The sequence below is a fragment of the Gilvimarinus chinensis DSM 19667 genome (genome assembly GCF_000377745.1).
Lineage (GTDB): Bacteria > Pseudomonadota > Gammaproteobacteria > Pseudomonadales > Cellvibrionaceae > Gilvimarinus > Gilvimarinus chinensis.
Window position 1 is genome coordinate 224,147 of record NZ_KB898709.1, and the last position, 13,426, is coordinate 237,572.

Below are 13,426 nucleotides of genomic sequence, written 5' to 3' on the forward strand. Positions count from 1 at the left end.
TTGACCATGAAAGACGAAACCGCGGCTTTTCTCTCAGGCCTGTGTTTAATCCACTGCCTTGCCACGCCGTTATTAATGACGGCAGGGGGGCTGGGAGTACTGGGAAGCCTGTTCTCCGCCGAATGGGTGCACATTGCCCTCATTATTCCCATTGCCGCCTTAGCGCTCATCAGCCTCCCCCAAGGCCGCAAACGACATGGGCGCACCTACCCCGCGCTGACTGGTCTGGGTGGGCTACTGTTATTAATTGCTGCTTTTTTTGTCCCACATGACACCGAAGCACTTTTTTCTGTCAGCGGGGGCTTACTACTTATGGGTGCCCATCTCGCTAATCGTCTGCATTGTCATGAAAAGGCAACCGTCGAGACCACCGCATGATTACCGAACAAGAACTTCGGCTCGCGCCCGACACCGAGTACATGAGCGACGAACAGCAGTATTTTTTTAAACAGTTACTGTTGGCACAAAAACAACACACCCAGAATCATTTGGAGCAAATCAAACAGCAACTGGCAAACCCACCGGAATGCAATGACGAAGCCGACCGCGCGCAACTGGAAGACGATATGGCCATCAAACTCCGGTTAGCGGACAGGGAATACCGTTTGTTACGGAAAATTGACAGCGCCTTGCGCCGACTTCATACCGGTGAGTACGGATTCTGCCAAGAGACAGGTGAGCCTATTGGTATCGAGCGTTTACTTATCAGACCGACCGCAGAGTTCGGCACCGATGTCAAAGTGATTAGCGAGGAGAAAGAGAAATTTTATGCCAGCTAACAGCGCCCACCCCACAATCAAAAAACTGCCAGTGACCGTGCTTTCCGGCTTTCTTGGTGCCGGAAAAACCACTGTGCTAAATCATATTTTGCACAACCGGGATAACCGCCGTGTAGCCGTCATTGTCAACGACATGAGCGAAGTAAACATCGACGCCGATTCGGTGAAAAATGATATCAGCCTTAATCGCAGTGAAGAAAAACTGGTCGAGATGAGTAATGGCTGTATCTGCTGCACTTTGCGCGAAGACTTATTACTCGAGGTAAGATCGCTCGCGGAATCGGGAAAGTTTGATTACCTGTTGATCGAGTCCACCGGCATTTCCGAACCACTGCCGGTTGCCGAAACCTTCACCTTTGCCGATGAAGACGGCACTAGCCTGTCAGACATTGCGCAACTGGACACCATGGTCACCGTGGTGGACGCGGTTAATTTTATGGCCGAGTACCAACAGGCCAAAGACTTACGTGATTCCGACGAAAGTCTGGGCGAAGAAGACGAGCGCAGCGTCACCGATCTACTGGTTGAACAGGTTGAGTTTGCCGATGTTATCTTAATCAGCAAAACCGATCTTGTGGATGAACAACAACTGCGAACCCTGACGGGTTTATTGCGCGGCCTGAATCACGATGCGCAACTCATCTCCATAGAGCATGGCAAGGTACCTTTGAATCGCGTACTGGGTACCGGACTGTTCGATTTTTCTCGCGCCCAGCAATCACCCCTTTGGCTGAAAGAAATGCGCGGCGAGCACACCCCAGAAACGCAAGAGTACGGCATCAGCAGCTTTGTGTATCGAGCACGCCGACCTTTTCATCCGCGGAAATTTTTTAACTTTATCCAAAGCCCGGTTTCGAATGGACGACTGATTCGCTCGAAGGGTTACTTCTGGCTGGCTTCACGCCCTGAATTTGCCGGCCAATGGAGCCAGGCGGGAGGTATTGCCCGACACGGTGCCGCTGGCATGTTCTGGCGGGCTGTGCCCGAGCGCCACTGGCCCACCGATGAAGAAACCCTCAGCTTTATCCAGGAAAAATGGGAAGAGCCCTTTGGTGACATGCGCCAGGAGCTGGTGTTTATCGGCCAGGGTTTAGATGAAGCAAGCATTACCGAGTCTTTAGATGCCTGCCTTTTAGATGATGATGAACTTGTGGCGGGCAAAGATTACTGGAAAAAATTATCCGACCCCTTCCCAAGCTGGAGTAACCCCTGATGCACAGCGCTGCCACAGTCATAACAGCCCCTTCAGGTTTAAGCCAAAGCACCGATCCTGCTGTGTTTACATCACTGTATAACAGCGAGGTTAACCTGTGCGTTTGGCAACGAGAACTGGCTGATGAAGTCACGCAGTACAGCGAATACCTTTTGCAACAATACCCGCACGCTACCGAAATACGATTGTCTGCTACGCTGCAAGAATTGAGCTTAGCGCTGGAAAAACAATTGCCAGCGCACCCCCAGCGCCAGGCCTTTATCGACAACGTGATGATTCTTGCCGATATGCTCATCTGTCTTTTAGGGGCAAAAGCCGTTGGCTTACGCTTGTGCGTCACCGGTACGGCAACCTGCCCACGCTTTCACGTGGACAAACTCGGCTGCCGCTTAATTACCACGTACAGTGGGCCAGCCACTGAATGGCTGGATAACGCCGACATTGACCGCAGCAAACTCGGGCCTGGCGCCGAAGGGAAAGCAGACGAAAATTCTGGCCTGTATACGAAATACAATTGCATTCATCAATTAAAACACGGCGATGTAGCACTGCTGAAGGGCGAGCTTTGGCCAGGCAACGAAGGCAAGGGCATAGTGCATCGCTCGCCAGCGCTCAAGCTCACACAACGCCGGCTGTTTGTCACCATGGATGCCATTACATGAATCATTTTCACACGACAGTTCCATATTTCTCGCACGCACGCGCTGCAGTGCGTGCGCTATTGTATGCCACACTACTAGGCGGCGCGCCCTGGGCCGTTGGGGCCGGCATCTCGGCCCATACTCACGGAGAGGCCACGCTCACCATTGCCTCGGCCGACAACTCTCTGGAAGTGGAACTCACGACCCCCGCCGTCAATTTGCTGGGCTTTGAACACAAAGCAAGCAGCGCCGAAGAAAAAGCCTTACTGGTTAAAACCGAGCAGCAGCTGCAACAACCCGGCACAGTTCTGGAGTTTGAAAATCAGCAGTGCGAGCTGGTGGGTTTCAGCGTGGATGTATCGGCGCTGCAAGCAGAGACAGAAGACAGCGATCACCACGAACACGAACACGAACACGAACACGAACACGAACACGAACACGAACACGAACACGAACACGAACACGAACACAGTGAGCATACCCACCAAGCGGAGCACAGTGAGATCAGCGCTCGCTACCATTACCGCTGTGAAGCGCAATCTTATCCCAAACAGGCCGAAGTGAAATTGTTCGCACACTATGCCGGTTTGAATAAAGTTGAACTCATGTGGGTAACCCCGTCCTCCCAAGGGGGCGCAACACTAACGCCAACGAAAACTACTGCAATTTTAAAATAATAATGAGCAAGCGCATCGAAACACTCATCGCCCAGGCGGATAAAAACTGCACGGCACGCGGGACCCGCTTAACAGCTAAACGTAAGCAGGTTTTGGCGGGGCTGCTTAATTGCAAGCGCGCGCTGTCCGCCTATGAATTGGTCGACTACTGTGAACAAGAGTTCGGTGAAACCTTTTCAGCCATGTCGGTGTATCGAATTTTAGAGTTTCTGGAGCAGGAGCAGTTGGCACACCGGCTTAATCTGGCGAATAAGTACGTCGCCTGCTCGCACATTTGCGAGCACCACAGCCACGACGCACCGCAGTTTTTAATCTGCCAATCCTGTCATAAAGTCAGCGAAATTATTATTCCGCCCAACACCGTTTCGGCATTAAAACAAACGGTGGCCGATGCTGGCTTTGAATTAAAAAGCCCACAAATCGAAATGAACTGTATATGCAATGACTGTAAAACAAAGGCGTTAGGCCGAGACCACCGTAACAAGCAGCACTCGGTTGCTCATTCTCAAAGCACCACCGCAATGACAACCCAAGCAGGCACATAAAGCTTTTCTCTACTTATGGAATCGAATCACGTGAAATCCGCACAAGCATTGACCGACAAACTGGCCATTACCCTATCGCTCGCATGCGCTATCCATTGTTTGGCGCTGCCGTTAGTACTGGCCTTGCTACCCAGCCTTGCCGCACTGTCGCTGGACCATGAGTCCTTTCATTTTTGGATGGTGGTAGCCGTTATTCCCAGCAGTCTTTACGCTTTAACTCTGGGCTGCAAAAAACATCGCCGCGTGCGTGTTCTACTATTGGGCACGATCGGCTTAACCCTGTTAGTACTGGCGGTTGCACTGGGCGAAGCACGCATTGGTGAAGCTGGCGAGAAGCTCCTGACGCTGGCGGGCGCAGCCTGTGTCGCTCTGGGGCACTGGATGAACTTCCGCCTGTGCCGCACGCACGAAAGCAAAGCCTGCCCTTGCCCCAGCCAAAAGCCAGCCGAGGCTTCATGAAGCGCTCCTACTTTATCGCCCTTGAAAATGGGCACGAGCCATTGCCCTTAAACGAAGTGCTTGATCAGCTGGCGTTTGATGAAAAGGGTTTAATACCCGTCATTACCCAAGATGCCAACAGCGGCGAGGTGTTAATGTTTGCCTGGATGAATCGCACTGCGCTGGAGCACACCATTACCCACCAGCGCATGACTTACTGGTCGCGCAGCCGACAACAGCTATGGCGCAAGGGGGAGAGCAGCGGGCATGTACAACAGCTTATTCAAATGTCCTTTGACTGCGACGGCGACGCCATTTTGTGCAAGGTGGAGCAACACGGCGCGGCCTGTCATACCGGACGCCCATCGTGCTTTTACTTAGAGGTCGATACGCAGGAAGAACGCGTTCGAGTAACCGGCACCCCGGCATGACTTTACCCGCCTATCTGACAACATCAAAAAGTTAACTTTTTATGCAACAAAACAAACAACTGCCCGACATCGCCAACACCCGCACGCCTTCCGTCACCAACGGTTTGCGCTGGGTGGGCATGGAGGCAATTGCCGTTCCTGTGACATTCTCAAGCGATGCGGGCAATGAACAAACCGTCGCGGCCAAGGCCAATCTTTATGTCAGTCTGGACGACCCCGGCGCCAAGGGCATACACATGTCGCGACTGCATCGGCGCCTGAACCAGCTGAAAGGCAAGCTGTGTGACAAAGCGCAACTCGACGCACTACTGAACGACATGGTGTCGTCCCAGGGACCTATCAGCAAAAGCGCTAAGTTCGATTTAAGTTTTGATCTCTGCCTGGCGAAAGGCTCTCTGCTAAGCAACGAGACGGGTTTTCAATCTTACGAAGTGACAATTACCGGTGAACATCATCACGGCGTAAACAGCTACCGGCTGGCGCTGACGGTTCCCTATTCCAGTACCTGCCCTTGCTCGGCTGCGCTATCGCGCCAGCTGCTGGCGGGGGCCATTGACTCGCAGTTTTCCGGGGAGCAGATAGACAAACAAGATTTGCTGGCCTGGGTAGAGGCCACCAGTATCGCCACGCCCCATAGCCAGCGCTCTTACGCGTATCTGGATTTAGTATTGCGCGACCAAAACTGGCCCTCACTGCCATCATTGATCACTCAAATTGAAGCTACTTTAGCGACGCCAGTGCAAACCATGGTTAAGCGCAGTGACGAGCAGGAGTTTGCAAGACTCAACGCCGAAAACCTAATGTTCTGCGAAGACGCCGCGCGCAAACTAAAAACCATGCTGGAGCAGTGCAACTGGGTTGCGGATTACGCGTTTAAAGTCGAGCACCAGGAAAGTTTACACGCCCACAATGCCGTGGTTATTGATACGAAATACAACCCTATTGCCGAGAGAGTTTTTGACTTATGAACACTGAACAATATTCCAACGACGACTCCACACAAGATTCCGGTTCTTGCTGCGCCAGCGCCAGTTGTTGCGCGCCGCAGGCACCGATAAAACGCGACCAGCCTAAAGTGGGGCGAAACTCGCCCTGCCCCTGTGGCAATGGCAAAAAATTCAAAAAATGCTGCGGCCGCCAGGCGTAAAAAGACGGCGCTCGCCCCAGCCATATTACTTTGAACGGAATAAGTTATGACTGATTCAATCGTACCCCAAACCTACGAGCAATGGCGTCACTGCATTACTGAGATTTGCCAGATACCGCTGACCGCCGAATACATTGAAAAGCGCCTGCAATCGCTGAACAACCCCAACGACCACACGACCGCACAGTTCGTTCAGCTTTACGGTGAGAAACAGCGAATACATACCTTGCAATGGTTCGAGCAGGCCAAAGCAGAGCTACCAACGCAGTAAATAAAAGCCAGACGAGCGCTGCGCTTAGCCCGCTTGCTCGTCCGCAAATTTTATTACGCTCCGTAGGCCACCATCATTAGTATTTAACAAAGATTGCATCGCCATGACCCAAGCTACACCACACCGCCCCCCTCAATCCGTTACCCTCACCCTGCCCGATGGTTCGGAGCGGACATTTCCCACCGGCACCTCAGTTCTGGATGTAGCCAGCGCCATCGGCCCCGGGCTTGCAAAAAGTACCCTCGCCGGCAAGGTGGACGGCAAACTCGTGGATGCCTGCGACCCGATTGATCAGAGCGCTTCGCTGCAAATTATCACCCCCAAAGATGACGAAGGACTGGAAATTATTCGCCACTCCTGCGCGCACCTGATCGGCCATGCGGTTAAGCAGCTCTACCCCGAGGCAAAAATGGTTATAGGCCCGGTGATCGACGACGGCTTTTATTACGACATCGCTTACGAGCGGCCGTTTACCCCGGAGGATTTAACCGCGATTGAAAATCGCATGCGTGAGTTGATCGACTCAGACTACGACGTCATCAAACGCGTACTGCCGCGCAATGAGGTGATCGACACTTTCCGCCAGCGCGATGAAACCTATAAGTTGCGTTTGGTGGAAGATATGCCCGACGAACAACACATGGGCTTGTATTTTCATCAGGAATACGTGGACATGTGTCGCGGCCCGCACGTGCCTAACACACGCTTTCTGAAACATTTTAAGCTCACCAAGCTCTCTGGCGCCTATTGGCGAGGCGACGCTAAAAATGAGCAGTTGCAACGAATATACGGCACCGCCTGGGCGGACAAAAAAGCCCTCAAGGCTTATTTGCAACGCATTGAAGAGGCGCAAAAACGCGACCACCGAAAACTGGGGCGCGAGTTGGATCTGTTTCACTTTCACGACGACGCCCCCGGCGCGGTGTTTTGGCACCCACACGGCTGGACGGTGTTTCAAGAGCTGATTCACTATATGCGCCGCCGCCAACAAAGTGCGGGCTACGTGGAGGTTAACTCCCCCGATGCCATGGACCGCACCCTGTGGGAAATTTCCGGCCACTGGCAAAACTATCGCGACAATATGTTTACAACCGAGACAGAAGACGGTCGCGTGCTGGCACTCAAACCCATGAGCTGCCCAGGCAGCGTATTGCTTTATCGTCACGGTTTAAAAAGTTATCGGGACCTGCCCATCCGCATGGCCGAGTTTGGCAAGGTGCATCGCTACGAACCCTCGGGGGCGCTGCACGGGCTGTTGCGCGTACGCCACTTTACCCAGGACGATGCGCATATTTACTGCACGCCAGAGCAAATGGACAGCGAGTGCCGCGAGATTGTCGCGCTGGTGCTGGATATTTACCGTGAGTTTGGTTTTGACGATATTCACCTTAAGCTCTCTACCCGTCCAGACAACCGCATGGGCGATGACGCCACCTGGAACTTGTTAGAAGGCGCGCTCGTGAAATCGTTGGAAGATATGAACCTGAGCTATCAGCTCAACCCAGGCGAAGGTGCGTTTTACGGCCCCAAATTGGAATTTGTGTTGCGTGATGCCATTGGCCGCGACTGGCAATGCGGCACTTTGCAGGTGGATATGAACCTGCCCGAGCGCTTCGGCATTGAGTATGTCGCCGAAGATGGCGAACGCAAACGTCCTGTGCTTTTGCACCGCGCTCTGTTCGGATCGCTGGAGCGCTTTACCGGTATTTTGATCGAACACTTTGCCGGCAAGTTGCCCGCTTGGCTCGCGCCAGTGCAAGTGGCCGTGCTGTCGATTACCGACGACCACGCCGCCTACGCGCAGGACGTAGCCGAGTTACTGCGCGGTGCCGGCCTGCGCGCCGAAACGGACACGCGCAACGAAAAAATTGGCTACAAAATTCGTGAACAAACTCTGGCGCGGGTGCCCTTTCTGCTGGTCGCAGGCGGCCGCGAGCGCGACGCTGGCACCGTGGCAGTACGCAGCCGCGATGGCGACGATCTGGGTGTGCTGCCTATAGAGCAGGCGCTTGAGCGGTTGCTGGATGAAGCCAAAGCGCCGGACCAGGACGCTCGCGCAGACGGGCTTCGGGCTTTATGGCAACGCCTGGGAAGCCACTCGGCATGAGTCAAACGCCGGATCTATCGCAAAAACTCGCCACCAAACACGCCGACTTACTGGTGTATGGCGGCACCGCAATAACGCCCAATGGCGCCGAGCCTATCGATCTGGCGTGCATCGACGGCAGACTGGTCGCGCTGGGTGAACTGCACCGCGCCTGGACGGCAGAAGAGTATATCGACGCCACCGGCCTGCATGTTCTACCGGGGGTCATCGACAGCCAGGTGCATTTTCGCGAACCGGGTTTAACCCACAAAGAAGATTTAGAAGCGGGCACCCGCGGCGCCGTACTCGGTGGCGTGACCGGGGTATTTGAAATGCCCAATACCAACCCGCTCACCCTGTGGGAGTCCGACTTAAAAGCCAAACTGGATGCGGCCGACGGGCGCGCCTGGTGCGACTATGCGTTTTACATTGGCGGGTCGGCTACCAATGCCGAGGATTTACATACGCTTGAAACTTTGCCCGGCTGCGCGGGCGTTAAAGTATTTATGGGCAGCTCGTTTGGCGATTTACTGGCCGATGAAGACGAAGTGCTGCGTCGCATTTTGACAAATGGCAAACGCCGCATGTCGGTCCACGCCGAGGACGAAGCGCGGCTGATCGAGCGAAAAATGCTTGCCGAGGCCAGTGGCGACGTCTGCGATCATCCGCACTGGCGCGATGTGGAAAGCGCGTTTAAAGCCACCCGTCGTATTGTCAGCATCGCTTGCGAAACCGGTCGCCGCCTCCATGTGCTACACGTCACCACGGCCGAAGAAATGGCATTTCTGGCGCAGCACAAAGGCCGGGTTACTGTAGAGACCACGCCGCATCACCTCACTATGCACGCGCCCGACTGCTACGAGCGCTTGGGCAGCTTGGCGCAAATGAATCCACCGGTGCGCGAGCGGCATCATCAGCAAGCACTTTGGCAAGCCATACGCGATGGCGTGGTGGATGTAATCGGCAGTGACCACGCACCCCATACACTGGAAGAAAAAGCCAAGCCCTATCCGCAAAGCCCCAGCGGTATGACCGGGGTGCAAACCCTGCTCCCCACCATGCTCAATCATGTTAACGCCGGTCGACTAAGCCTGCAGCGCCTCGTGGACTTAACCAGTGCGGGGCCAGCGCGAGTTTTTGGCATCGAGGGTAAAGGACGTATCGCGCTGGGCTATGATGCGGATTTAACTCTGGTGGATATGAACGCCGAGCGTGTTATCCGCAACGACTGGATCACCAGCAAAAGCGGCTGGACACCTTACGATGGCATGCCCGTTACCGGCTGGCCCATTCATACGGTGATACGCGGCAAAGCCGTCGTGCGCGATGAACAGTTAACCGGAACCCCACAGGGTAAAAGTATTCGCTTTTTGGAAACCAAGACAAACCACACTTAGCCGATTTTTCGCCTTCAAGACGAGGACACACAATGACTCAGCCAACTCCCCGAGAAATTTTGGACCAGTGGATGCAAGCGGTGAACAACGCCGACGTAGAAGCGCTGCTGAACCTTTACGATGCCAACGCGGTTTTGATTCCCACTTTTTCCAACCGCACCCGCAACACACCGGAAAAACTGCGCGAGTATTTTGAACAGTTGGGCAGCCGGCCGGAGCTGAGCATTGCGCTGCATGAGAAAACCTTGATCGTTCAGGATTTATCAAACCAGCTCTATACCCTGGGCGGCATTTACAACTGGCGCTTTGCCGTCGACGGTGAAGTACTCAACTTTGAGGCGCGCTTTAGCTACGTAATGAATTTGTCCAAACCCAACCCCATTGTGCACCATCACTCCTCGCAAATCCCTCGCACACTGTAAAACCAAAGGGGAGCTAAACCGCATGAGCGACATCATTAAACACGTCGCCGTCACCGGCGGCACACACGGCAACGAGTCAACCGGTGTCTATCTGGTGAAACACTGGCAATCGCATCCCGAGGAAGTTAAGCGCGATAGCTTTGCCACCGAGCTTCACCTGACCAACCCGGCGGCCATTAAGGCTATGCGGCGCTATGTGGATCAAGACCTGAACCGACAGTTCAACCTTAAAGATTTGCAAAACCCGGCCCTGCAAGGCAGTGAACAACAACAAGCCAAGGTGATCAACGAGCAACTGGGCCCCAAAGAAAACCCGCGGGTGGATTTTGTGATTGATATGCACACCACCACCGCCAATATGGGCATGACCGTGGTGTTTAACTCCGATCACCCGCTGGTGATCGGGGCCGCCTTTTACATTAAGCAAAAAATGCCAGACGCGCATTTATTTTTTCAACCCAGCGACCGGCTGGAAGACAATTTTTTGCGCTCCATGGGGCGTTATGGCGGATTGGTGATCGAAGTGGGGCCCATTCCCCAGGGGCTGTTAAAGCACCAGGTGTACGCCGATACGCACGAGGCTGTGATGCACGCATTGGATTACCTTGAGCAATACAACCAAGGCCAGAAACCAGAGATACCCGCCGAAACAACCGGCTACCGGTTTATCGAAAAAATCCCTTTCCCGGTCGATGAACACGGCGAAATCGCCGGTATGATTCACCCTGACCGGCAAGATCGGGACTATCAACCCATTGCCCCCGGCGACCCGCTGTTTATCACCCTGGCCGGCGAGACAATTACCTACCAGGGCGAGCAAACCGTGTACGGTGCGTTTATCAATGAGGCGGCCTATTACGATCGCAGTATTGGCCTAAGCCTTATGGAAAAAGTACGTATCGCTTACCCCCATAGCAAGGGGAACGATTTGAGTTAGAGCCAGAATTTTCAGGCTCAAGATGAACAACTGTAGTGGGATACCCCGCCGGCCAGAAAAAACTCCGGCGGCCTGAGCCGGTAATACTTTTCCTCGACTTGCGGCGATTGTTCATCATAGGGCCGGGTTAACACATCCTGTAGTTCGCGCACTAAAGAGTAATCGCCCTGCTTCGCTTTCTCGTAGGCGGGCACTACCAACCACTCGCGCCAGGTGTATTTCGGGTTAATCTGCAACATTTTCTGTGACAGCTCGGCGGTATTACTCTTATCAATCAGCGAACGCCATTTTTCCAGCCAGCTCGACCATTGAGCCTCAAGCGTGGCTGACGGCTCTTGATAAAAGCTCCGGCGCAAAGGCTTCAGGCTCTCAGGTATATAGGAGAGCTCGCGGAAGAAGATAGTGTAATCCACCGGCGTTTTCATCATTAACGCCAACAGCTCGTTAAGCAACTCGGCATTATAGGTTTGTAGGCCCAGTTTTGCGGCGAACATATTCTGAAGCTTTTGCTGCATGACAGCGCCAAACCCCTTTTGTAGCTCTTCAAATGCCTGTAGCTGTTCGGGGTGAGATAACAGCAAAGGACGCAATGCGCTGCAAAAAGAATTAAAATTCTGCTCCGCCGCCGCAGGCTGATTAAACAACGAAAAGTGCCGCCCACCACCGGTCCAGGGTTGAAAATAAGGGTCAAAGCGTTCGCAAAACCCGAAAGGCCCATAGTCCAGCGTGTAACCGCCCCCGGCGCAGTTGTCACTGTTAAAGTTTCCCTGGCAATAACCTACTCGCAACCAGTTGGCAATCAGCGAGGTCAAGCGTTCGCGAAAAGCCGAGGTAAGCGCCACCAACTTGTCGGCCAGCGGCAACTCGGAATTAATATCGCTCCCGTACTCACGGTCAATCAAATGCTGAACAATTTTCTCCAATTCTTCTAATGAATCGGCATGGGCCTGGGCGCGAACCCGGCGGGCAAACAGCTCCAACTGCCCCACTCGCAAAAAAGACGGAGCTACCCGTGTGGAAATCGCCACAGGTTCTGATACCAGCGTATCCGGGTCAGCATTGGAAGAGCCCGGCGAATACCAGGGCCGCTGGACTGTCTCGGTTTTAGAAACATACAAACACAGCGAGCGGGATGTAGGCACACCCAGCCCGTGCATGTGCTCCTGCGCTAAAAACTCGCGCACGCTGGAGCGCAACACCGCACGCCCATCAGCGCCACGGCAGTATGGCGTAGGGCCGCCGCCTTTTAATTGCATCTCCCAACGCTGGCCGTTGATGACCGCTTCAAGCACCGACACGGCGCGCCCATCGCCATAACCGTTACCGGTTTGGAACGGACACTGCTGAGTGTACTCGGTGCCATAAATCGACAGTGCGTAACCCGTGGCCCAACCGACTTTGCGCAGTGGCGCGGGAAGGTCAGACATATCCCCGGAGAAGAGGCGGCGAAATCCCTCTGTCTGCGCGAGATTGTCGTCGAAATTAAGCTCGCGGAAAAAATCACTGCTGTGAGCGACATACTCGGGCGCGGTAATAGGCGTGGGCTTAACGGGGACATAGTGACCTGAAAAAACCTGCCGAGGGCGATAATCCTCGCCGTCGTCCGTCGCATCTGGATCGCGCTTCAGCTGATCCAGCAACGAGTAATCGGCAAGCTCGGCGAGCTCCTCAAGGGTGCTCACTGGTGGCGCTGACTCTTTAGCCTTTGGTTCATTCATACAAAGTGTCAATACCGTCTTGTTGCCGCTGAATGGGTGTTACTGTTTAACAAGGTGTTATTCAAGCTCACTGTACCACAGAGGCGGCACCGTCATTAACGTTCCACGTAATAGCAAGAGTGATCGCGCCACTTATTTCACCGTATACCCACTGTGAAAGTCCGGGTCGAGGCTTACCCCCCTTCGCTCCGATGTCACTGTCACACTGATTCACGGTAGATGCTATGAAACCCTGGCAACTATGGCTGCTCACTCTACTCCCTCTCGCGGCAACAGGTTACGCGACGCCGCTCAACGACCTGGCGCCCCTGCAATGGGAGAATCGAATTATCCTGGCCTGGACAGACAAACCGCAAGCCACGGTAAAGGCGTTAAGACGTGAGAGTGTGGCCGTGCAAGAGCGGGACATAGCCTGGTTTGTTTTCTCAGGTGAGGCCACGCAATCGAACTATTCACGTAAGCTCGGCGACGACTTTGCCGCAGTAGTGACGGAAAAATACCACCACTCTACACCCCAGGTATTGCTGATTGGCAAAGACGGCGGAGTTAAAGATTCCGACAGTGCACTTTTACTGGAGTCGCTGTTTCGTCAGGTTGACGCCATGCCCATGCGTCGGCGCGAAATGCAACGCAGTCATTAACACCAGGGGCACCTTAAAACCTGAATTGATTTCGACATCGCTTTTGATCCAAAACCGTCAAAGACGCGCACTTTTCGGGGTTG

At 54.0% G+C, this 13,426-nt stretch carries 17 protein-coding genes; 16 read left to right on the forward strand and 1 reads right to left on the reverse strand.

All coding sequences use genetic code 11. The features are described 5' to 3' along the window. Positions 1-6 precede the first annotated feature (6 nt). From D568_RS0112500 to D568_RS0112565, 15 genes are all read left to right on the forward strand, one after another. On the forward strand, positions 7-378 hold the full coding sequence (locus tag D568_RS0112500) for a MerC domain-containing protein (RefSeq protein ID WP_020209947.1): 372 nt from the start codon (positions 7-9) through the stop codon (positions 376-378). Beyond that, a complete protein-coding gene (locus D568_RS0112505) occupies positions 375-779 on the forward strand; it encodes a TraR/DksA C4-type zinc finger protein (protein ID WP_020209948.1) in 405 nt (134 codons plus the stop codon). Before D568_RS0112500 ends, D568_RS0112505 begins: the two co-directional genes overlap by 4 nt. Next, positions 769-1,992, forward strand: coding sequence for a zinc metallochaperone GTPase ZigA (gene zigA, locus D568_RS0112510; protein ID WP_020209949.1), 1,224 nt, complete (start codon positions 769-771; stop codon positions 1,990-1,992). The genes D568_RS0112505 and zigA overlap by 11 nt, the downstream gene beginning before the upstream one ends. Further along, entirely contained in the window at positions 1,992-2,654 is a 663-nt protein-coding gene (locus tag D568_RS0112515; RefSeq protein WP_020209950.1) for a DUF1826 domain-containing protein, read from the forward strand. The genes zigA and D568_RS0112515 overlap by 1 nt, the downstream gene beginning before the upstream one ends. Next, positions 2,651-3,310, forward strand: a complete 660-nt coding sequence (locus tag D568_RS21135; RefSeq protein WP_020209951.1) for a ZrgA family zinc uptake protein — start codon at positions 2,651-2,653, stop codon at positions 3,308-3,310. The genes D568_RS0112515 and D568_RS21135 overlap by 4 nt, the downstream gene beginning before the upstream one ends. Positions 3,311-3,312: 2 nt before the next feature. Next, complete coding sequence (locus tag D568_RS20090) at positions 3,313-3,855, forward strand: Fur family transcriptional regulator (protein ID WP_020209952.1); 543 nt, start codon at positions 3,313-3,315, stop codon at positions 3,853-3,855. A gap of 30 nt (positions 3,856-3,885) precedes the next feature. Beyond that, positions 3,886-4,314, forward strand: a complete 429-nt coding sequence (locus D568_RS0112530) for a MerC domain-containing protein (protein WP_020209953.1) — start codon at positions 3,886-3,888, stop codon at positions 4,312-4,314. Next, the gene (gene hisI, locus D568_RS0112535) at positions 4,311-4,724 is read left to right on the forward strand and encodes a phosphoribosyl-AMP cyclohydrolase (protein WP_020209954.1); all 414 of its coding nucleotides are present in this window, start codon (positions 4,311-4,313) and stop codon (positions 4,722-4,724) included. The genes D568_RS0112530 and hisI overlap by 4 nt, the downstream gene beginning before the upstream one ends. A gap of 41 nt (positions 4,725-4,765) precedes the next feature. Next, positions 4,766-5,692, forward strand: a complete 927-nt coding sequence (folE2, locus tag D568_RS0112540; protein WP_020209955.1) for a GTP cyclohydrolase FolE2 — start codon at positions 4,766-4,768, stop codon at positions 5,690-5,692. Beyond that, complete coding sequence (locus tag D568_RS22160) at positions 5,689-5,871, forward strand: SEC-C metal-binding domain-containing protein (protein ID WP_083915359.1); 183 nt, start codon at positions 5,689-5,691, stop codon at positions 5,869-5,871. Before folE2 ends, D568_RS22160 begins: the two co-directional genes overlap by 4 nt. 46 nt (positions 5,872-5,917) lie before the next feature. Continuing rightward, entirely contained in the window at positions 5,918-6,142 is a 225-nt protein-coding gene (locus D568_RS0112545; RefSeq protein ID WP_020209956.1) for a hypothetical protein, read from the forward strand. Between the two features lie 103 nt (positions 6,143-6,245). Beyond that, entirely contained in the window at positions 6,246-8,249 is a 2,004-nt protein-coding gene (gene thrS / locus D568_RS0112550; RefSeq protein ID WP_020209957.1) for a threonine--tRNA ligase, read from the forward strand. Then, positions 8,246-9,625: a dihydroorotase gene (locus D568_RS0112555; RefSeq protein WP_020209958.1), complete on the forward strand. Its 1,380-nt coding sequence runs from the start codon at positions 8,246-8,248 to the stop codon at positions 9,623-9,625. Before thrS ends, D568_RS0112555 begins: the two co-directional genes overlap by 4 nt. A gap of 32 nt (positions 9,626-9,657) precedes the next feature. Continuing rightward, a complete protein-coding gene (locus D568_RS0112560; RefSeq protein ID WP_020209959.1) occupies positions 9,658-10,047 on the forward strand; it encodes a nuclear transport factor 2 family protein in 390 nt (129 codons plus the stop codon). 22 nt (positions 10,048-10,069) lie between these two features. Continuing rightward, a complete protein-coding gene (locus tag D568_RS0112565; protein WP_020209960.1) occupies positions 10,070-10,984 on the forward strand; it encodes an aspartoacylase in 915 nt (304 codons plus the stop codon). Positions 10,985-11,001: 17 nt separating this feature from the next. Here D568_RS0112565 and D568_RS0112570 read toward each other — a convergent pair whose 3' ends face one another. Continuing rightward, positions 11,002-12,702, reverse strand: coding sequence for a protein adenylyltransferase SelO (locus tag D568_RS0112570; RefSeq protein WP_020209961.1), 1,701 nt, complete (start codon positions 12,700-12,702; stop codon positions 11,002-11,004). 224 nt (positions 12,703-12,926) lie between these two features. On the opposite strand from D568_RS0112570, the gene D568_RS0112575 reads away from it, so the two are divergent. Beyond that, positions 12,927-13,343 (forward strand): DUF4174 domain-containing protein, encoded by a 417-nt coding sequence (locus tag D568_RS0112575; protein ID WP_020209962.1) that lies wholly within the window; start codon positions 12,927-12,929, stop codon positions 13,341-13,343. The last annotated feature ends 83 nt before the right edge of the window (positions 13,344-13,426 follow it).